Below are 19,104 nucleotides of genomic sequence, written 5' to 3' on the forward strand. Positions count from 1 at the left end.
TAGAGGCTGTCGGTCGGCATGTCGATGACTTCGACGTTGAGCGGCTGGCTGCGCCCCCCCAAAAAAAACCACACAACCACCCCCCCCCCCCCCCCCCGTCAGCTCGTCCCCGAGCGGGCTGCGCAGGTACAGCACCGAGCGGCCGTGCCGGGCCCGGGTGACCAGGCCGGTGGCGGCGAGGACGGACAGGTGCTGGCTGACCGCGCCGGGGGTGACGCCCAGCCGGTAGGCGAGGTCGGTGGTGGAGGCGGGTTCGACGAGCAGGGCCAGCAGTCGGGCCTTCGGCGCGCCGACCAGCGCCTCCAGCGCCCGCGGCGGCACCGGCGTCCCCGGTCCGGCCATGCCCGCCTGGCCGCGCGCCGGGTAACTGATCTGCGGCGCACGCTCGTTGCTGATCATCGTGATCGCGCCGCGGGCGAAGAAGGTCGGGATGAGGACGAGGCCGCGGCCGTCCACGGCGGTCTCCGCGTCCCAGTCCGTCCATCGGCGGTTGATCGACAGGACGCCGTCCTCCCAGTGCAGCCGGTGGTCCAGGTCGGCGAAGAGCGCCGCTGCGCCGTGCTGGGAGAGCAGCCGGGCCCGGTAGACCAGGTCGGCGTCCAGGACCGCACGGGCCTGCGGCCACCAGGACGGCGCGAGGCAGACCTCCCAGTACTCCTCCAGCGCGTCGGCGATCCGCTGCAACAGCCGCGCCGGGTCGGCCAGTCCGGCGGCGAGCGCGGCGGGCAGGGGCCGCCCGTGCGGCAGGAAGACCTGCTCCAGTTCGGGGCGCAGCTGCTCCGGCGGCAGCGCGCGGACGGTGGCCAGCTCGGTGCGGAAGTCGGCGGCGGGCGAGGCCGGGCGGGGCGTCAGGAAGTCGGGGATCCAGCGGTTCCCGGCGATGAGTGACAGCAGCAGCGTGGAGTCCAGCCGTTCGAAGGCGGGCCGGAGCCGTTCGAAGGCCGGGGTCTGGAGCTGGTAGACCCCGGGGTGGGTCCACATGCGCAGGCTGAGCGAGGCCTCCTGGATCGGGGAGACGGCGAACCAGGTGGTGGCGAGGTCGGCCAGGCCGAGCGTGAAGCGGTGCACGGGGGGTGCTCTCCTGCGGCGCGGCGCATGGGTGCCGGGGCTGGGGCGCGTGGGGCGCTTGGTTTTAGCCAGAGCCTAAAGGAGTACCGGACCCGGGCCGTCCGGCGGTGTGATCAGCACATGACCACCACCTCGCCGGCGGAGACGTCCGGACCCGACCCCGCCATGCCCGGAGGCGCCGCCATCACGGCAAGCACGGCAAGCACGGCAAGCACCGCAGACACCGCAGACACCGCAGACACCGCAGACCCGCAGGCCGGCGGCGGGCTCGTCAGCGTCGTGCGACGGCGGCTGCACCCCGACCCGATGGTCCGGCGGCTGGCCGGGATCACTCTGGTCAACACGATCGGCAGCGGCCTGTCCCTGTCCGTCGCGGTGCTGTTCTTCACCCGGGTGCTCGGTCTGAGTGCCGCCCAGCTGGGGCTCGGGCTGACCGCCGCCGGCCTGTGCGGCGTCGTCGCGAGCGTGCCGGCCGGGCGGGCCGCCGACCGTTGGGGAGCCCGGCCGGTGCTGGTCGTGCTGGTCGCAGTGCAGGCGGTCGGCACCGCCGGGTACACGCTCGTGCACAGCTATCCGGCCTTCGTGGTGCTGGCCTGCGGGGTCGCGGCCGTCGACCGCGGGTCCGCCGCCGTGCGGAACGCGCTCTACGCCGAGGTGCTGCCGTCCGACCGCCGGGTGGCGGGCCGGGCCTACCTGCGGGTGGTGACCAACGTGGGCATCTGCCTGGGGACGGCCGTCGGCGCGATCGCGCTCCAGGTGGACACCAAACCGTCCTATCTGACGGCGATTCTGGCCGACGCCGCTTCCTTCGTGGTCGTCGCCGTGCTGTTCCACCGCCTCCCCGCCCACCGCCTCCCTGCCCCCGCGCACCCGGCCCCGGTCGCGCCGTCCGCGGAACCGGGGGACGGCGGTGCCCGGCGGGGCAAGCGGCGCAATCCGGCGCTGCGGGACGGCCCGTTCCTGGTCGTGACGGTGCTGAACGCGGTCCTCGCCCTGCAGTTCGCCGTCCTGGAGGTCGGCGTGCCGCTGTGGATCGTCCATGACACCGAGGCGCCCCGGATCACCGTCGCGGGCACCTTGATCGTCAACACCCTGCTGGTGATCGCCCTTCAGGTGCGGGCCACCCGGGGGACGGAGGACCGGGCGACGGCAGCCCGGCTCTGCGGCCGCGGGGGGCTGCTGCTCGCCGCCTCGTGCCTGGTCGTCGGCCTCGCGCACGGCCTGCCCGCGCTCGTCGCCGCCGTGGTGGTGCTCGGCGGCATCGCGCTGCAGTCGCTGGGCGAGGTGTTCGGCCAGGCCGGCGGCTGGGCGCTCAGCTACGACCTCGCGGGGGAGCGCGACCACGGCGCCTACCAGGGCGTGTACAACGCGGGTTCGGCGGCGTCGATGATGGCCGGTCCGGCCTTGGTCAGCACTGCCGTGATCGGGTTCGGTCTGGTCGGCTGGGCCGTCCTGGGCGCGGTGCTGGCGGCGGCGGGCCTGGCGATGGGCCCCGCCGTCCGGTGGGCCGGGCGACGGGGAGGGTGCGCCGAGGCTCGGTGACGCGGCTGCTCCCGGACGAGCGCGAGGGCCTCGATCCCGATCAGCGCCTCGGGCAGGATTGGCTCTGGCCGAGGGGTGGGTGGGCGTGCCAGAGTCGTCCGGGCGTCGCCCGGGCACCCGGGGCGGCGCGGCAGTCCGACCCACCCTCAGCCGGAAGGCAGGCCCCGCCGATGACCAGCGCAGAGCCCCTCGTCCGCGTCACCACCGCCGACGCCGTCACCACGATCACCCTCGACTCGCCGCACAACCGCAACGCACTCTCCACCCGGCTGATGGCCGAGCTGCACGCCGGTCTGGCGGTCGCCGCGGCCGACCCGGAGGTCCGGGCCGTGGTGCTCGGGCACACCGGCAAGGTGTTCTGCGCGGGTGCGGACCTGTCCGAGGCGACCGGCGCGGACCCGACGGTCGGCCCGCGCGGCCTGGTCGAGCTGCAGCGGGCGATCGTCGACTGCACCAAGCCGGTGATCGCCGTGATCGACGGGCACGCCCGGGCCGGCGGCCTCGGCCTGATCGGCGCGGCGGACCTCGCCCTCGCCGGGCCGGCCGCGACCTTCGCGTTCACCGAGGTCCGGCTCGGCCTCGCGCCCGCTGTGATCTCGCTGCCGCTGCGCCCCAAGCTGGACCCGCGCGCCGCCTCCCGCTACTACCTCACCGGTGAGGTCTTCGACGCCGCCGAGGCCGCCCGGATCGGCCTGATCACCCGCGCCACCGAGTCCGCCGAGGACACCGGGGTCGCGTTGAAGGGCCTGCTGGACGCGCTGCGCCAGGGCTCCCCGCAGGGGCTGGCGGAGTCCAAGCGGCTGGCCAACGCCGAGGTGGTGCGGTCCTTCGAGCGGGACGCGGAGGGGCTGGTGGAGCTGTCGGCGCGGCTGTTCGGGTCGGCGGAGGCGCAGGAGGGGATGCGGGCGTTCCTGGAGAAGCGGCCCGCGCGCTGGGTGCGCTGACCCCGGGCCGCTCCACCCCCCCCGGCCCCTGATCCCAGCGCGCGGCGCGCTACCCGCGGCGCGCTACGTACAGCGCGGCCTCAGCCGATGACCGCGCTGGTCCGCCAGAGTTCGAGCAGCGCCTCGTCGCCGGCGAGTTCGACCTGCGCGGACCCGACCGGGAGCCGGTTCCACAGCAGCAGGTACAGGTCGTGGGCGGGGCCGGTGAGGGTGAGGTCGGCCGGTTCGGCGGCGCCGCCCGTGCCGATGGTCGGCGGCTCCTGGGTGATGGTCAGCTGCCAGGAGCCGGGGCCGTCGGTGCTCCGGACCCCGATGGTGCGGGTCCGTTCGCTGCGCAGCCGGGAGCGGCTGCTGGCCACGAAGCCGCTCAGCAGTTCGTCGATGCCGTCGAGGGCGAGAGCGGTGTCCACCCTGGGGCCCTCGGTGCCGGCCGCCGCGTCGGCGTCGGCGCGGTGGACGGCGGTCTCGTGCGCCTGGCGGCGGGCCCAGAACCCGAGCGGGCTGGGCGACGGCAGGAAGCTCCAGCACTCGACGTCGGCCGGGGCCCGGGTGAGCGTGTCCACCAGGGCGGCGTGGCCTTCGCGGAACCAGTCGAGCAGTGCCGCGTCGGACGGCGCCGGCCCGATCACGGCCCGCCTGCCGTCCTCGTCGAGGGGCGCGGGCAGGCCCTGGGAGGGGTAGGCGGCGGCCCAGCGGTGGACGTTTCCGACGTGCCTCAGCAGGTCGTTGAGGCTCCAGTCCGGGCAGGTCGGCACGGGGGCGGCGAGGTCGGTACGGGCGGCCGCTTCGGCGAGCAGGGTGCCCTCGCGGCGCAGGGCGTCGATGTGTTCGGTGATCTCCATGGGGGGAGTGTTGCACCGGAGCCCGCCGGCCGGTTGCGGTTTTCGGACCCGCCCGGGCGGAGGGCCGGGCCTGGCCGTGGGAGGCCGCAGGCCAGGGTGGGTGCGGGGCCGGTGTGATGTTGACCGCCCGGCGGCCGGCCGGACCCTACGGGCCGGTAACGTGAGGGCATGCCGATAACCCGTTCGCTGCTCTCCGCGGTCCGAGCCGGTGGCCGCCGTGCCGCCGGCCGCCTCGTCCACCGGGGCTGGCGCTGGGTGCAGCGGACCGGTGCGGTCACCCGGCAGAGCCCGGGCCCGTACCGGTTCGGCGAGTTGGGCGACGGTACGACACTGGCGTTCCCGCTCGGCGCGGTCTTCAACGAGCAGTGGATCACCATCGGGCCGTTCTCGATCATCGGCGAGCGGGTCACCATCAGCGCCGGTTTCCTGCCCGGCCTCGACCTCGGGCCCGAGCCGATCGTACGGATCGGCGGCGGCTGTGTGATCGGCCGGGACAGCCACATCGTGGGCCACCAGTCGATCGTCCTCGGCGACGACGTGTGGACCGGGCCCGGCGTCTACATCTCCGACCAGGCGCACGAGTACCGGTCCACCGACCTGCCGATCGGCAAGCAGTGGCCGCGCAACGAACCGGTGGAGATCGGTGCCGGGAGCTGGATCGGCACCGGCGCGGTGATCCTGCCGGGGGCCCGGATCGGCCGCAACGTGGTGGTCGCGGCGGGCGCGGTGGTGCGCGGCGAGGTGCCCGACCACAGCGTGGTGGCCGGGGCGCCGGCCAAGGTGGTCCGCCGTTGGACGGCCGAGGAGGGCTGGCAGCCGCCGCTGCGCCACGACGCACCCCAGCCGGTGCCGGACGGCGTGACGGCGGAGCAACTGCGGGCCCTGGTGGGGTGGGACCTGCGGTTGCCGGGGGAGCAGGGCTGATGCACCCGCGCCGCCGTTCCCGGTGGGGCGGGTGCCGGTACGTCGCTATCGGACTGCGGGGGCCTGTTCGGCGGCGCGGGCGGCGATGGCGGCGGTGATCCGCAGGACGTCGGCGGGGCGGGCGGGGTCGAGGCCGGTGAGGGCGGCGATCCGGCGCAGCCGGTAGTCGACGGTGTTCGGGTGCAGGTGCAGGGCGCCCGCGGTGTGCCGCCGGTTGAGCCCGCCGGCCAGGTGGGTGCGCAGGGTGGTGAGCAACTCGCCGCCGTCGGCCAGTGGTTCGAGCAGTGCGGCGAGCCGGGAGCGGGCCTGGCTGGGGCGGGTGAGCTGGTATTCGAGCAGGACGTCGTCGAGCCGGTACAGGCCGGGTGGACGGTCGAACGCGCGGGCCACGTCCAGGACTTCGTACGCGAGCGCGGCCGCGCCCGGCACCTCGCAGGGTGCGGCAGCCGCCGCCGCGGCCAGGACGGGGACGCCTCCGGCCCGGGCGGCCGCGGCGACGGTGGCGGCGAGGTGCTGCCACGGGAGTTCGGCGGGCGTGCCGGGGCGCCCGGACGCTCGCTCCGGCCGGGGCTCCGGCCGGGCCTCCGGGGGCGGCCCGAGCGGGACGAGCACGAGGCCGCCCGAGGGGGTGAGCGCGGTGATCGCCGACTGCCGCGTCCGGTGGTCGAATTCGGCGACTAGCCGGCGGAGCTTGCGGCGGCCGGCGATGCCCGGGTCGACGCCGGGGGCGTGCTCGTCGGGGTGGTCGGCGACGGCCAGGCACAGGACGGCGTACCGGGGCGGCAGTTGGAGCCCGGCCCGGGCGGCGGCCTCGTCCGCCGGGGTGCCGGCGAGCAGTGCGGTGAGCAGTGCGGTGAGCAGCGACTGCCGGGCGGCGCCGCGCCGGTCGCCGGTCGGGCGGCGTTCGTCGAGGTAGCCGGCGCCGGCGGCGGTGGTGGCCTGGCGGAGCTGGTCGAGCAGCAGCCGGTTGAGGACGAGCAGGTCGGCGGCGTCGCCGTCGCGGGCGTGCCGGGTGACGAACTCCCAGCAGACCTCCAGCCCGAGGTGGTGGGCGAGCAGGACGGCGTCCAGCGGCAGGCCCTCCTCGGCGCGGCGGGCGGCGGCCTCCCGGACGGCGGCGAACTCCTCGTCGGGGGCGGGGAGTCCGGTGCGGACGGCGTGGGCCAGGGCGCGGATCCGGCGCTCGGTGTCGCGGGTGAGTTCGCCGGTGAGCTGTTCGCGGGGCAGGCGGTGGTACACCGGCACGCGGTCCAGCAGGGCGGCGACCACGCTCTCGGCCAACTGGCGTACACCGCCCAGGAGTCGTTGGTCGGCCGGTCGGCCGCCGATCACCGGGACGCGCCAGCCGGGCGTGCGGTCGGCGGTGTGGTCGGGCGCGCGCACGGTGGTGTGGTCGGGGACGGCGGTGGGCTCGGGTGTACGGACGGGTGTGCGGTCGGCTGCGGAGGGGGGCACGGAGGCGGGCGCGGAGTGCGGCTCGGAGCGGGGTGTGGCGTCGGGTGAGCGGCCGGGCGAGGCGGCGGGTGCGTTGTGACCGGTCACAGAGAACACCGTCCAGGTCTGGGGAACGCCCAAGGGCCGGGCCGGAGGGGCGACCGCATGATGGAGCCACTCGGGTTACCTGTTGGTAACAAACTTCCGCCGTGGAGGCAACAGTTGAGAACCCCACTTCTCCGCTTCTCCGCAACTCCCGTGCGCCGCAGGCTCGGCGGGGCCATCGGCGCGACCGTGCTGGCGGGCGCGCTGCTGGCCGGCGCGTCGGCCGCCCCGGCGAGCGCCGCGACGTCCCCCTCCGCCGCGCCCGCCGCCGCCCGCTCCCTCAGCGCTGCCGCCACCTCCGCCGCCGCCGAACTTCCGCCCGACGGTGACTCGGTGGCCTCGCCGCCCGGCGCCAACGACTGGAACTGCCGCCCGAGCGCCGCCCACCCCGATCCGGTGGTCCTCGTGCACGGCACCTTCGCCAACCGCTACGAGAACTGGCTCGCGCTCTCCCCGCTGCTGAAGGGCCTCGGGTACTGCGTCTTCGCGCTCGACTACGGCACCATCCCGGGCATCACCTCCAGCGGCAGCGGCCTGCTGCTGCCGATCGGCGGCCTGGGCCCGGTGCCCGAGTCGGCCGCCCAACTCGGGCGGTTCGTCGACCTGGTGCTGAAGGCCACCGGCGCGGCCAAGGTCGACATCGTCGGGCACTCGCAGGGCGGCATGCTGCCGAACTACTACCTGAAGTTCCTCGGCGGGGCCGCGAAGGTCGGCCGGCTGGTCGGCCTGGCGCCGTCCAACCACGGCACGACGCTCGACGGGATCACCAAGCTCGTGCCGTACTTCCCCGGCGTCGCGGACCTGATCTTCACCGTCTGCCAGGCCTGCCGCGACCAGGCGGTGGGCTCCGACTTCAACCGCACGATGGCCTCCCGCCCGGACACCGTGCCGGGCGTGAGCTACACGGTGATCTCGACCGTGTACGACGAGGTCGTCACCCCGTGGCGGACCCAGTTCCTGACCGGCCCGGCCGTCGACAACGAGGTGCTGCAGAACCACTGCCCGATCACGCTCGCCGAGCACGTGGCGATCGCGTTCTCGCCGACGGCGCTGCACCTGGTGACCAACGCCCTGGATCCGGCGCACGCCACACCGGTGTTCTGCGGCTGAGCCGCACCCACCGGAACGCTGCGGCCCGGGAGGCCTCCCTCCCGGGCCGCGGCGTTCCGGTGTCCGGGCGCCCGCGCGCCCCGGTTCCTCGGCGTCAGCGCGACGGGCGGAGCGTGACCACGGCGGTGACCCCGCTGGCCCGGACCAGCACCTCGCGCGGACCGGCCCCCTCCAGCAGGGCGGCGTCGTAGCGGTCGAGCACCGTGTCACCGTCGACGGCGGCCGAACCGGCGAGGCAGACCAGCAGGACGGTCGCCCCCGGCGGGACGTCCACGACGGCCGGTGCGGTCAGCACGTCCACGGTGGCAGCGACCCGGCCGCGACGGGTCATCACGTTGAAGTCGACCACCGGGCCGGCCGACAGCCGGCAGTCCGTCACGGCGTCACCGGAGAAGGCGAAGGGGCGGAAGGGCGCGTCGACCAGCTGCTCGGCGCCGTCGACGGTGAGCGTCATGCCGGGGCCCTCGACCAGGGTGATCACCCGGTCGACGCCGGGGAACGGCGAGAACGGCCCGGCCGACGCGACGTCCGCGAGGCTGACCCGCCAGTCGAAGGCGTCCAGCCCGGCCCCGACGGGGAAACCGGCGACCTCCCTGGTCACCCCGCCCCCGTTGAGCCACGCCGTGGCCGGGCGCTCGGCCGCCCGCAGTACCTGGATCCGTCCGCTGCTCGTCATGGCCCGCATCCTGCCACCACCTCCGCGCGCGGCCGCGTCGGGCGTCGCCCGGGGCCGTCGGCGGTGGGGACGGTCGGACACCGGCCGTGCCGACGACCCGGGTGCTCCCGTCAGCGCCGACGGACGGCCAACGCCGATGGACGGTCAGCGCCGACGGACGGTCAGCGCCGACGGACGGCCAGCGGCAGGAGCGCCGCCGCCGTGGCCGCCACCGCGACGGTGGTCAGGGCCATCGGCAGCCCCGCCGCGTCGGCGAGGAAGCCGATCACCACCGGGCCGATCAGCATGCCGCCGTACCCGAGCGTCGAGGCGAACGCGACGCCCTGCGGGCCGCCCGCCGCACCGGCCCGGGCGATCGCGAGGGGGAAGAGGTTGGCGAGGCCGAGGCCGACCAGGACGAACCCGCAGACGGCCAGCGGCACCACCGGGGCGAGGGCGGCGACCAGCATGCCGGCCGCCGCGGTCAGGCCGCCGAGCAGCATCAGCCGGGTCTGGCCGAGCCGGATGGACAGCCAGGTGCCGCCGACCCGTCCGCTGGTCATGGCGAAGGCGTACGCGGCGTACCCGGCGGCGGCCGTCCCGGGGCTGGCGTGGACGTCGTCGGTGAGGTGGAGGGTGGTCCAGTCGGCGATCGCGCCTTCGCCGTACGCGGTGCACAGCGCGGTGAGGCCGAGCAGCAGGACGAGCAGCCGCAGGTGCGGGGCGGCGCGGCCGGCCGTGGCGCGGGTGCCGTGGCCGTTCGCGTCGTCGCCGATGGCGTCGCCGTCGCCCGTGCGGCCGGGCGCGACCAGCGGCGCGGCCGGGCTGCGCAGCAGGACGACGCCCGCGGCGGCGGTGACGGCGAGGCCGAGCAGACCGCCGAGCGCGAGCGCCCAGGCGGTGCTCAGCGCACCGGCGAGGAGCCCGCCGAGGCCCGCGCCGAGCAGACCGCCGAGGCTGTACCCGGCGTGGAAGCTCGGCATGACGGGCCGTCGCAGCTGCGCCACCAGGTCGACGGCTGCGCTGTTCATCGCGACGTTGGCGCCGCCGTACCCGGCGCCGAAGAGCAGCAGCACGCCGCCGAGCGCGGTGACCGAGTGGGCGTGTGCGGGCAGCGGGACGGCGAGGCTGAGCAGGGCGAGCGAGCCGACGGTCACCGGGCGCGAGCCGTACCGCAGGCACAGCCGCCCGACGAGCGGCATGGTGAGGACGGCGCCGATCGACAGGCAGAGCAGGGCCAGCCCGAGGGCGCTGTGCGAGGCGTTGACCTGGCTGCGGATGTCCGGGATACGGACCACCCAGGCGGCGAAGAGGAAGCCGTCGACGGCGAAGAACGCGGTGAGTGCGAGCCGCGCCGAGCCCCAGGGGCTGTCCGTGCCGGGGGGTGTGCTGAGAGACTGGGGGGAGGTCTGGTCGGGTCGAGGACGCGGGCGGATTTTGTTTCGAAGCGGCACAAAGTCACAATAGGGGCGTGCAGCTCTCACCTTCAAGTCCGCGACCAGGTTCCGGAACCGACCTCGAAGCGCAGCGCGACGCCCACCGCCGCGCGGCCCCCGATCGCGGTCGGACGCTGCTCGGCCCCGCGCTCTCGCTCATCCACACCGGACAGACGCCCACCCGCTCGGCGCTCACCCGCGCGCTGGACGTCACCCGGGCCACCGCCGGGGCCGTCACGGCCGAACTGGAGGCGCTCGGGCTGATCACCGTCGACTCGCGCCCGGCCGGCGGCGGACGCGGACGCCCCTCGCACCGGCTCGCGATCGACCCGCAGGGCCCGGTCGTGGTCGCGGGGCAGATCCACGCCGACGGACTGAGCGTCACCCTGGCCGGCCTCGGCGGCCTGCTCGACCCGCCCGTCCACCTGCCGCTGCCCGCCGCCACCGACCCCGTCCGGATGCTGCGCGCCGTCGCCGAGGCGGGCGCCGAACTCGCCCGCGCGACCAGCCGGCGCTGCCTCGGCGCCGCGCTCGCCCTGCCCAACCCGGTCACCGAACCCGACGGCGCCGCGCTCGCCGCACTGCACTTCGCCTGGCCCAGCGGCACCCCGGTCGCCGACCTGTACGACGTCGAGGTGGGCCGCGCCGACCACGGCCCCGGCGCCCGTCGGCCACTGCCCACCGCCCTCGCCAACGACGCCAACCTCGCCGCGCTCGCCGAGTACCGGCACGGTGCCGGGCGCGGTGCCCGTCACCTGCTCCTCGTCACCTCCGGCCACCGCGGCGTCGGCGGTGCGCTGGTGATCGACGGCCACCTGCACACCGGCAGCGCCGGGCTGGCCCTGGAGGTCGGCCACCTCACCGTCGACCCGCAGGGCCGGCTCTGCCCGTGCGGCAACCGGGGCTGCCTGAACTCCGAGACCGACCCCGACGCACTGTTCGCCGCCGCCGGGCTCACCCCCGAACCGGGGCGCCCGCTGCTCGACCAGGCGCGCGAACTGTGCCGGGCGGCCGCCACCGACGATCGCGCGCGGGCCGCCGTGGAACACGTCATCGACCGGCTCGGGCTCGGACTCGCGGGCGTCGCCAACATCCTCAACCCGGACCGGGTGGTCCTCAGCGGGCTCCACCTCGACCTGCTGGAGGCCGCGCCCGAGCGGCTGCGCGCGGTGGTCGCCGAGCGCAGCCTGTGGGGGCGCAGCGGGCGGGTGCCGATCGTCGGCGCGGAGCTGGCGCACGGTGCGCTCGCGGGTGCGGCGGAGCTGGGCTGGGGGCCGTACCTGGCGGACCCGCAGTCGGTGACGGCGGGCTGAACCCGGGGCCGGGCGTCGGGCTGGGGGGCGACAGGTCGGACCAGGGGCGATAAGCGGAAGCTGGGACTGCGAAAACGGTCACTTATCGTGACTCTCCTACACTCGTAGTGAGCAGTGGGGGGTCGTAACGAGGGAGAGTGGCCATGAGCACCCAACCCGGCGGGACCCAGTCCGGTGGAGCGAGCGGCATCGAGCCGACCGCGAGCGTCGAGCCGACCGTCGACGCCGCGCCGACTACCGGCATCGAGCCGACCGTCGATGTCGACCGGACCGACCCGCAGTACCGCGCCTGGCTCAAGGAGGCGGTGCGCAAGGTCCAGGCCGACGCCAACCGCTCCGCCGACACCCACCTGTTGCGCTTCCCGCTGCCGGGCGAGTGGGGGATCGACCTCTACCTCAAGGACGAGTCCACCCACCCGACCGGCTCGCTCAAGCACCGCCTCGCCCGCTCGCTCTTCCTCCACGGGCTCTGCAACGGCTGGATCCGCCCCGGCAAGCCGGTGATCGAGGCCTCCAGCGGCTCCACCGCCGTCTCGGAGGCGTACTTCGCGCAGCTCGTCGGGGTGCCGTTCATCGCGGTCATGGCCAAGAGCACCAGCCAGGCCAAGATCGACCTGATCGAGTTCCACGGCGGCGAGTGCCACCTGGTCGACCGCTCGGACGAGGTGTACGAGGCCTCCGCCCGGCTCGCCGAGAGCACCGGCGGGCACTACATGGACCAGTTCACCTACGCCGAGCGGGCCACCGACTGGCGCGGCAACAACAACATCGCCGAGTCGGTCTTCGCCCAGCTGCGCCTGGAGCCGCACCCCGAGCCGGCCTGGATCGTCGCCACCGCCGGGACGGGCGGCACCTCGGCGACCATCGCCCGGTACGTGCACTACATGCAGTACGACACCCGGATCTGCGTCGCCGATCCGGAGAACTCCTGTTTCTTCGACGGCTGGGTGCACCACGACCCGGACGCCGTCTGCGAGCGGGGCTCGCGGATCGAGGGCATCGGACGGCCCCGGATGGAGCCGAGCTTCGTCCCGGGGGCGATCGACCGGATGATGAAGGTGCCGGACGCCGCCTCCATCGCCGCCGTGCGGGTGCTGGAGCAGGTGCTCGGGAAGAAGGCGGGGGCGTCCACCGGGACGGGGCTGTGGAGCGCGCTGAAGATCGTCGCCGAGATGCGGGCGGCGGGGCGGCGGGGCAGCGTGGTCGGTCTGATCTGCGACCCGGGCGACCGCTACCTGGACAAGTACTACTCGGACGACTGGCTGGCCGGCGAGCGGATCGACATCGTGCCGTACCGGGCCGTGCTGGAGTCCTTCCTCGCCGGCGGCGCCTGGACGGGCTGACGCCGAGGTCGCCGGCTGCCCGCTCGCCCGCCTGCCCACCCGCTCGCGTTGGCGGCGGCGGTGAACAAATGACCGCGAACAAATGACAGCGAACAGATAACAGCGAACAGATAACGGCGAACAGATAACAGATTTCAGACTCTGTTATCTGTTCGCCGCCCTCGCCGCCCTCCCCGCCCGACGTCACAGTGCCGAGCCCCCGGCGTCAGGGCAGCGGTGCGCCCGGTAGGTCGGCCGGGACGAGGAGTTGGAGCTCCTCCGTCGAGGGGTCCGCGAGGTGGGCGACCCGCATCGCGTGCCGCTCGACCATGGTCTCGAAGACCTGCCGCGCAGTGCGCCCGTTGCCGAAGTTGGGGCCGCGCTCCAGTCGGGCGAAGTGGTCCAGCAGTACGCCCTCGGTCGCCTCGGCGAGCGCGTACTCGTGCTCGGCGCACTGGGCCCGGGCGATCTCCAGCAGCTCGTCCGCCGTGTAGTCGGGAAAGGTGACGGTGCGTGAGAAGCGGGACGAGACACCGGGGTTGGCGGAGAGGAAGCGTTCCATCTCCAGGGTGTAGCCGGCCACGATGACGACCACTTCGTCCCGGTGGTCCTCCATCAGCTTGACCAGGGTGTCGATGGCCTCCCGCCCGAAGTCGCGCGCGCCGTCCTCGGGGGCGAGCGCGTACGCCTCGTCGATGAAGAGCACCCCGCCGCGCGCGCGGTCGAAGGCGGCGGCGGTGCGGATCGCGGTGGAGCCGATGTGCTCACCGACCAGGTCGACCCGGGCCACCTCGACCAGGTGTCCGCGCTGGAGCACCCCGAGTGAGGCGAGGATCTCGCCGTAGAGCCGGGCGACGGTGGTCTTGCCGGTGCCGGGGGCGCCGGTGAAGACCAGGTGCCGGCGCAGCGAGGGCGCCTTGAGCCCGGCCTGGCGGCGGCGCTTGCCGACCGAGATCAGGTCGATGAGTGTGCGCACCTCCTGCTTGACGGTGGCCAGCCCGACCAGCGCGTCCAGTTCGGCGAGCGCCTCGTCGGCGGGCCGGCAGTCCGGGATCGGGGCGATCGCCGAGGTGGCGGCCGACGCGGCGGCGGTGCCGGCCACCCCGGCCTTCCCGGCCCTCCCGGCCAACGGGGTGCTGGTGGAGGCCAGTTGGGCGGCCCGCGGGCCCGGCACCTCGGCCGCACCGGCGGCCGGTGCGACGTCGTCCGAGGTGCAGCCCTCGGCGACCGGCCCGGGCTCGGAGAACTCGAAGCCGGCCCGCTCGTTCTGCTCGGCCCGGCAGCGGGTCAGTTGGGTGCGGCAGCCGTCGATGATGTGGAAGCCGAAGCCCTTGCCGTGCGAGACCCGGCAGTCCTCGAAGGTGCCCCGCCCCTGCGCCGAGACGTACACGCCGGCGTCGGTGCTGGCCCGGACGGTGCAGTCGCGCAGCACCGGGTCGGCGCCCTTGGTGACGATCACCCCGGTGGCCACGTCGGAGATCTCGCAGCCGGTGAGCAGGCCGCCGCTGCCGTGGTCGCGGAACCACAGGCCGGTGCCGGCCTCCTGGACCCGGCAGCCGGTGAGGGTCACCGCCGCGCCGCCGCTGACCGAGACCGCCGAGCTGCGGATCCGGCTGAAGGAGCAGTCCGCGGCGGTGGCGGCGGAGTCCCGGTCGAGGACGAACAGTGCGTCCGGCAGGTCGTACAGCGAGCAGTCGGTGAGGGTGAGCCGGGCGCCGTCGCTGACCCACAGTGCCGGGTACTCGCCGGTGGAGCCGTGGATCTGGCAGGACTCGGCGACGGCCTCGGTGCCCTGGTCCCAGACCGAGAGCGCCCCGCGCCCGAAGTCCCGGACGGTGCTGTGGTTGAGGCTGAGCCGGGAGCGGCCGCGCAGGTCGGCGCCGTTCTCCGGCAGGTCGTGCACCCGGCAGCCGGTGAGGACGAGTTCGGCCTCGCCGTCCAGGGTCAGGCCGTTGCCGGTGACCCGGTGGATCTCGCAGTCGACGAGCCGCCCGCGGGCCTGCGATTCGGCCTGGACGCCGCTGCCGCGGATCTCGTAGATCTCGCAGCCGGTCAGTTCGGCGGCGCTGCCCGGGTCGGAGAGTAGGACGCCGGCGCCGACGGCGTGGTGGACCCGGCAGCGGTCGAGGGCGGCGGTGGCGCCGCCGAGGACGGCGAGTCCGGCCTGCCCGGCGGCGGCGACCTCGCAGTCCTCCAGGGCGGCGGCGGTGCCGGGGCCGCGCAGGCGCAGCCCGAGTCCGGCCGGGTTGGCGACGACGCAGCCGCGCAGGGTGGGCCGGGCACCGTCGGTGATCTCGATGCCGGTGGCGGAGCGGGTCTCGATCCGGCAGCCGCTGAGCGAGGGTGCGGTCTGCGGCCCGGTGATCAGGACGGCCGGGGTGGAGCTGTCGCCGCCTTCGACGACGAGGTCGCGGACGATGGCGTCGGCGGTGACGGTCAGCGCCACTCCGGACGGCGGGTCGATCCGGACGGTGCCCGGGCCCTGGGCCGGGACGATCGTCACGGGCTTGTCCAGCAGTACGTTCTCCCGGAACGTCCCCGGCCGGACGGTCACGGTGTCGCCCGGTTCGGCGGCCGCGAGGGCCTCCGCGAGGGTGTCGTACTCGCCTGCGCGGCGGCGCCAGCGGGATGCGCTGTCCTGGGTGACCCGGACCCTGTGCTCTGCCATGACGGTCTGTCGTCCCCACCTTCGTCGAGCCGGCGTTCAACGGGCCGTACGCGCGGGCCGCCCGCCCACCGTAGCGCGCCTCCATGGGTGGTCCGGTCGGCCGCGGTCGCGCGGGCACCGGGGGCTCGCGCCTTCGCCACAGGTTCCGACCACATGTTCAACGAGCGCGCACACCTGTGGTTCCGAGACGGGGACGCGCCGCGGGGGCGGCGGCGGGGGGAGCCGGTGAACCGGAGCGCCGCCGGTTCACCCCCGCGCGTCGGCGGGCCACTGCGCCCCGTCCTCCAGGACCTCGACCCGGTCGCCGACGCGCAGCGTGCCGAGCACGTCGCCGGTGGTGCAGGCCGGCCGCTCCGGGATCAGGTTCTGCCCGAACGCGGCCTTCTTCAGCAGCCGGTGGTGCCGGGCCAGGGTGCGCAGCGGTTCGGGGCCGCGCCGCTCGCCGCTCTCCTGGTCGGTGGTGGTGATGACGCAGCGGCCGCAGGGCTTGACGACCTTGAAGGTGAGGTCGCCGATCCGGATCCGGCGCCAGCCGTCCTCGGCCCATGGCTCGGCGCCGCCCACCACGGCGTTGGGGCGGAAGCGCTCCATCGGCAGCGGCTCGTGGCCGTCGGGGTGCTCGGCGGCGATCAGTTCGTTGAGCCGCTCCAGCGAGGCGGTGGTGGTGAGCAGCAGGGGGAAGCCGTCGGCCATCGAGACGGTGGTGCCGGGCTCGGCGTAGTCGGGGTCGGCCGGTCGGGCGTGCGGGTCGTCCAGGTGGACCAGGCGGTAGTCGCCGAGGTGTTCGGCGATCCACCGGTGCGCTTCCTTGGCGGCCTCGGCGGCGCGGAAGCGGGTGCCCCAGACCTCGACCTCGGCGAGCGGGTCGCCGGCTGCGACGGCGGGCGCGGGGACCTCGATCCGGGAGCCGTCGGGGGCGGTGAGGGAGAGCGCGCCGTCGGGGAGCAGGTCGGGCCGGATCTGGCCGAGGGCGGCGTTCTCGCGCTGGCTGACGAAGCGTCCGGTGGTGTCGGCGAGCATCCAGCGGCGGTCTCCGGCCAGGCCCCAGGGTTCGACGGCGGCGGTGTCGGGGCTCAGGCGGTACATGGACTTGACGGGGTAGACGTGGAGTCCGGTGAGCTGCATTCCCCCATCCTGCCAGCCGGTTCCCGGCGGTCCGCAGGACCCCCGTACGCGCACGGACCGCCCGGGACGCCGTGGGGGGCGTTCCGGGCGGTCCGTGGATGACCCGTTTCTCCGTACGCCCGGCGCGGGGAGCGCGCCGGGTGGTGCTCAGGTGGTGCGGGTGCGGGCCGGGTGGGGTCCGGCCCTGGAGGTCAGTGGCTCAGTAGCCCTGGCCCTGCTGCTGGTAGCCGCCCTGCTGGCCCCCCGCGTTGTAGGCGTTGTGGCCGGGCTCGCCGTACGGGCCCGGGCGCTGCGGCTGCATCGGGCGGACCGGCGCCATGGCCGGGCGCAGCTGGGCGCCGCCGAAGCCCTGGTCGCCGCCCTGGCCCTGGAAGCCGGGGCCGGCCTGGCCGGGGCCGCCGAAGGACTGCTGGCCGCCGAGGCTCTGCGGACCGCCCTGCGGCTGGCCGCCCGGCTGCCCGGGGCCGAACGCGCCCGGACCGCCGATCGGCTGCGCGCCGAAGGACTGCTGGCCGCCCTGGCCGCCGATGAAGGTGTTCTGGCCGCCGAAGCTCTGGCCGCCGGTCGGCTGGTAGCCGCCGCTGGCGGTCTGCGCGAAGGCCGGTGCGGCGGGCTGCGGCCGCTGGTACTGCTGGGGGGCGCCGTAGCCGGGGACGGGCGGCTGGGGCGCGGAGGCGTACGCCGGCGCGGGCTGCGCGGGGATGTACGCCGTGGCGGGACCGGCGGAGGGGCCGCTGCTCGGGCCGGGGCCCAGGGCGAGGCGGGCGGGCGGCAGCGCGGGGAGGTTGCTGCCGGCGCTCTCGTACCCGTTGCCGTACCGGTTCTCGTAGGACGGGCCGGCGCTGGCCCCGTAACCGGACGACATGGCCGGCGGAAGGGCCGCCGGCACGTTGATGGGTGCGATCTGGGGGACGCCGCGCTCAGCCACGAGGCTGTCGTAGATCGGCGTGCCGGAGGAGAAGGACGGAGAGGGGTAGCCGACTCCGTCGTAGGAGCGGGGCGAGGTCATGGGGCATACGGTAAGCCCACAACGCGCCTGCTGAGGAGAGCGGGAGGGGGAGCAGTTCGACTGTTTACACAGTCTTCGCTCGCACAAAGGTTTCGAAAGTAGGAAGAACGGACATACCGGCGTTCAGTTCCGGACAACCTTGGCGTGCCGTCAGTGATCGAACAGTACCCGGACGGCGGCGCGGCGAACCCTTGCGGTGACCGGGCGGTGGACGGTTCGGGGCCCGCCGGAGAAACTTTTGCGGACAGGGCGTGCGCCGGCGCATTCGAGCCCCCGCCGACGGTCCGACGAGGGCTCGTGAATGTTTCGGGAATAAAGTCCCCGTCAGCGGCCTCGGGCCCGTGGTCAGCTCGCCTGCAACGCCTGCGCCTGCGCCGGGAGGCCCGGCCGGCCCGCGACCTCCGAGGTGCAGAAGGAACAGCGGGTCGCCGCGGCCGGAATCGGGCTCAGGCACTCCGGGCAGTCGACCTTCACGACCGGCGCCGGCTTGGCCGACTCGAAGCGCGCCTGCAGCCTGCCGACCGGAAGCACCACGGCGAAGTAGATCACCGCGGCGACCAGCACGAACCCGATCAGCGCGTTGACGAAGACCCCGTACGGGAACCGGGTGCCGGCCACCTCGAAGGTCTTCTGGGTGAAGTCGCCGACGGCGCCGGTGGCGACCCCGATGAGCGGGGTGAGGAAGGCGGTGACGAACCCGGTGACCACGGCGGTGAAGGCCGCGCCGATCACGATGCCGACTGCGAGGTCCACCACGTTTCCGCGCAGCAGGAAGCTGCGGAATCCCTTGAACACCGGGTGACTCCAAATCCGTACGGGGAAGGGGGAGGTGAGGCAGCGCGACGGTCGCCCCGGCCGGACATCCTGCCGACCGGGCCGGGCCGAGGTCCAACCGCGTTCACCCGATCCGCGTAACCGGCCGCAGGACGCGCCGGCCGGGTCCGGGCGCAGCCCGGGCGCTCCGCGTACGGGTCGATCCGGCCGCCGCCGGGTCGCAGGGGTCAGAGCGGCCGCACCCGCAGCGCGCGCTCGTAGAACTCGACCATGTGCGCGGACACCTGGGACAGCGTGAACGAGGCCAGGAACCGTGCCCGCGCGGCCTTCGCCCGCACCCGCGCCGCCGCCCGGTCGTCCAGCGTGTCGACGACCGCCGCCGCCAGTTCGGCCGGCCGCTCCGGCGCCACCAGCCGGGCGTAGTCCTCCGAGCCGACCGTCTCGCGCAACGCCGGCACGTCCGCGCAGACCAGCGGCACCCCGACGCCCATCGCCTCGATCGCCGTGCCGCCCTGGCCCGCCCAGCGGGACGGCACGGCGAGCACGTCGGCAGCGGCCATCAGGTCGGCCACGTCCTCGCGCGGCCCGAGCAGGCGGACGCTCCCGGCGGACTCGGCGAGCGCCCGCAGCCGTGCGCTCTCCGGGCCCGCCGCGCCGGCGAGCAGCAGGACGGCCCCGGGCTGCGCGCGCCGGATCGCCGGCCAGGCCGTCAACAGCACGTCCAGGCCCTTCCGGTGGGGGTGGGCGGGGGCGGGCCGCCCCCCCGGCCCGGCCAGCGCCCCGGGGGGGATAAACAACAGACGCGGCCGCCCCTATGCGGGGGGTATATAAAC

The 19,104-nt window shown here is 75.0% G+C and carries 16 protein-coding genes; 6 read left to right on the top strand and 10 right to left on the bottom strand.

The window, feature by feature from the left end:
• Nucleotides 1-1,068: ArsR/SmtB family transcription factor (locus ACFV6I_RS20180; RefSeq protein WP_380426713.1), on the bottom strand; the 1,068-nt coding region annotated here is incomplete at its 3' end.
• Nucleotides 1,069-1,188: 120 nt separating this feature from the next.
• Here ACFV6I_RS20180 and ACFV6I_RS20185 point away from each other — a divergent pair.
• A complete protein-coding gene (locus tag ACFV6I_RS20185; protein ID WP_380426715.1) occupies nucleotides 1,189-2,610 on the top strand; it encodes an MFS transporter in 1,422 nt (473 codons plus the stop codon).
• Between the two features lie 170 nt (nucleotides 2,611-2,780).
• A complete protein-coding gene (locus ACFV6I_RS20190) occupies nucleotides 2,781-3,554 on the top strand; it encodes an enoyl-CoA hydratase family protein (RefSeq protein WP_063350153.1) in 774 nt (257 codons plus the stop codon).
• A gap of 80 nt (nucleotides 3,555-3,634) precedes the next feature.
• Here the strand turns inward: ACFV6I_RS20190 and ACFV6I_RS20195 are convergent, their stop codons facing one another.
• The gene (locus ACFV6I_RS20195) at nucleotides 3,635-4,396 is read right to left on the bottom strand and encodes a maleylpyruvate isomerase family mycothiol-dependent enzyme (RefSeq protein ID WP_380426717.1); all 762 of its coding nucleotides are present in this window, start codon (nucleotides 4,394-4,396) and stop codon (nucleotides 3,635-3,637) included.
• 168 nt (nucleotides 4,397-4,564) lie between these two features.
• Between ACFV6I_RS20195 and ACFV6I_RS20200 the strand changes: the two genes are divergently transcribed.
• Nucleotides 4,565-5,320 carry an acyltransferase gene (locus ACFV6I_RS20200; protein ID WP_380379322.1) on the top strand — a complete coding sequence of 252 codons (756 nt, stop codon included), beginning with the start codon at nucleotides 4,565-4,567 and terminating at the stop codon, nucleotides 5,318-5,320.
• A gap of 45 nt (nucleotides 5,321-5,365) precedes the next feature.
• Here the strand turns inward: ACFV6I_RS20200 and ACFV6I_RS20205 are convergent, their stop codons facing one another.
• Complete coding sequence (locus ACFV6I_RS20205; protein ID WP_380426719.1) at nucleotides 5,366-6,862, bottom strand: PucR family transcriptional regulator; 1,497 nt, start codon at nucleotides 6,860-6,862, stop codon at nucleotides 5,366-5,368.
• Between the two features lie 201 nt (nucleotides 6,863-7,063).
• Between ACFV6I_RS20205 and ACFV6I_RS20210 the strand changes: the two genes are divergently transcribed.
• On the top strand, nucleotides 7,064-7,969 hold the full coding sequence (locus ACFV6I_RS20210) for an esterase/lipase family protein (RefSeq protein ID WP_380426731.1): 906 nt from the start codon (nucleotides 7,064-7,066) through the stop codon (nucleotides 7,967-7,969).
• Nucleotides 7,970-8,063: 94 nt separating this feature from the next.
• Here the strand turns inward: ACFV6I_RS20210 and ACFV6I_RS20215 are convergent, their stop codons facing one another.
• Both ACFV6I_RS20215 and ACFV6I_RS20220 read right to left on the bottom strand, forming a co-directional pair.
• A complete protein-coding gene (locus ACFV6I_RS20215) occupies nucleotides 8,064-8,645 on the bottom strand; it encodes a HutD family protein (protein ID WP_380426721.1) in 582 nt (193 codons plus the stop codon).
• Between the two features lie 161 nt (nucleotides 8,646-8,806).
• Nucleotides 8,807-10,078 (bottom strand): MFS transporter, encoded by a 1,272-nt coding sequence (locus tag ACFV6I_RS20220; RefSeq protein WP_380426723.1) that lies wholly within the window; start codon nucleotides 10,076-10,078, stop codon nucleotides 8,807-8,809.
• Nucleotides 10,079-10,095: 17 nt separating this feature from the next.
• On the opposite strand from ACFV6I_RS20220, the gene ACFV6I_RS20225 reads away from it, so the two are divergent.
• Both ACFV6I_RS20225 and ACFV6I_RS20230 read left to right on the top strand, forming a co-directional pair.
• Nucleotides 10,096-11,373: an ROK family protein gene (locus tag ACFV6I_RS20225; RefSeq protein ID WP_079136045.1), complete on the top strand. Its 1,278-nt coding sequence runs from the start codon at nucleotides 10,096-10,098 to the stop codon at nucleotides 11,371-11,373.
• A gap of 143 nt (nucleotides 11,374-11,516) precedes the next feature.
• The gene (locus ACFV6I_RS20230; protein ID WP_380426725.1) at nucleotides 11,517-12,716 is read left to right on the top strand and encodes a PLP-dependent cysteine synthase family protein; all 1,200 of its coding nucleotides are present in this window, start codon (nucleotides 11,517-11,519) and stop codon (nucleotides 12,714-12,716) included.
• A gap of 205 nt (nucleotides 12,717-12,921) precedes the next feature.
• On the opposite strand, the gene ACFV6I_RS20235 is transcribed toward ACFV6I_RS20230, so the two are convergent.
• The 5 genes from ACFV6I_RS20235 to ACFV6I_RS20255 all read right to left on the bottom strand — a co-directional run bounded on the left by ACFV6I_RS20235 (nucleotide 12,922) and on the right by ACFV6I_RS20255 (nucleotide 19,068).
• Nucleotides 12,922-15,363 carry a right-handed parallel beta-helix repeat-containing protein gene (locus ACFV6I_RS20235; protein WP_380379310.1) on the bottom strand — a complete coding sequence of 814 codons (2,442 nt, stop codon included), beginning with the start codon at nucleotides 15,361-15,363 and terminating at the stop codon, nucleotides 12,922-12,924.
• Between the two features lie 246 nt (nucleotides 15,364-15,609).
• Nucleotides 15,610-16,488 (bottom strand): MOSC domain-containing protein, encoded by an 879-nt coding sequence (locus ACFV6I_RS20240; RefSeq protein WP_380426727.1) that lies wholly within the window; start codon nucleotides 16,486-16,488, stop codon nucleotides 15,610-15,612.
• A gap of 199 nt (nucleotides 16,489-16,687) precedes the next feature.
• Nucleotides 16,688-17,497, bottom strand: a complete 810-nt coding sequence (locus tag ACFV6I_RS20245) for a DUF6643 family protein (protein WP_063350159.1) — start codon at nucleotides 17,495-17,497, stop codon at nucleotides 16,688-16,690.
• 345 nt (nucleotides 17,498-17,842) lie between these two features.
• Nucleotides 17,843-18,292, bottom strand: a complete 450-nt coding sequence (gene mscL / locus ACFV6I_RS20250) for a large conductance mechanosensitive channel protein MscL (protein ID WP_063350160.1) — start codon at nucleotides 18,290-18,292, stop codon at nucleotides 17,843-17,845.
• 206 nt (nucleotides 18,293-18,498) lie between these two features.
• Nucleotides 18,499-19,068, bottom strand: a complete 570-nt coding sequence (locus ACFV6I_RS20255; RefSeq protein ID WP_380426729.1) for a glycosyltransferase family 4 protein — start codon at nucleotides 19,066-19,068, stop codon at nucleotides 18,499-18,501.
• Nucleotides 19,069-19,104: the final 36 nt, after the last annotated feature.

Origin of the sequence: Kitasatospora sp. NPDC059803 (genome assembly GCF_042732255.1) — a bacterium.
Taxonomy (GTDB): Bacteria; Actinomycetota; Actinomycetes; order Streptomycetales; family Streptomycetaceae; genus Kitasatospora.

What these genes read in the sequence shown, in the direction of transcription:
- ACFV6I_RS20195 (WP_380426717.1), bottom strand. Translation starts at nt 4,396, where the DNA reads ATGGAGATCACCGAACACATCGACGCCCTGCGCCGCGAGGGCACCCTG.
- ACFV6I_RS20235 (WP_380379310.1), bottom strand. Translation starts at nt 15,363, where the DNA reads ATGGCAGAGCACAGGGTCCGGGTCACCCAGGACAGCGCATCCCGCTGG.
- ACFV6I_RS20215 (WP_380426721.1), bottom strand. Translation starts at nt 8,645, where the DNA reads ATGACGAGCAGCGGACGGATCCAGGTACTGCGGGCGGCCGAGCGCCCG.
- ACFV6I_RS20190 (WP_063350153.1), top strand. Translation starts at nt 2,781, where the DNA reads ATGACCAGCGCAGAGCCCCTCGTCCGCGTCACCACCGCCGACGCCGTC.
- ACFV6I_RS20200 (WP_380379322.1), top strand. Translation starts at nt 4,565, where the DNA reads ATGCCGATAACCCGTTCGCTGCTCTCCGCGGTCCGAGCCGGTGGCCGC.
- ACFV6I_RS20230 (WP_380426725.1), top strand. Translation starts at nt 11,517, where the DNA reads ATGAGCACCCAACCCGGCGGGACCCAGTCCGGTGGAGCGAGCGGCATC.
- ACFV6I_RS20245 (WP_063350159.1), bottom strand. Translation starts at nt 17,497, where the DNA reads ATGACCTCGCCCCGCTCCTACGACGGAGTCGGCTACCCCTCTCCGTCC.
- ACFV6I_RS20185 (WP_380426715.1), top strand. Translation starts at nt 1,189, where the DNA reads ATGACCACCACCTCGCCGGCGGAGACGTCCGGACCCGACCCCGCCATG.
- ACFV6I_RS20240 (WP_380426727.1), bottom strand. Translation starts at nt 16,488, where the DNA reads ATGCAGCTCACCGGACTCCACGTCTACCCCGTCAAGTCCATGTACCGC.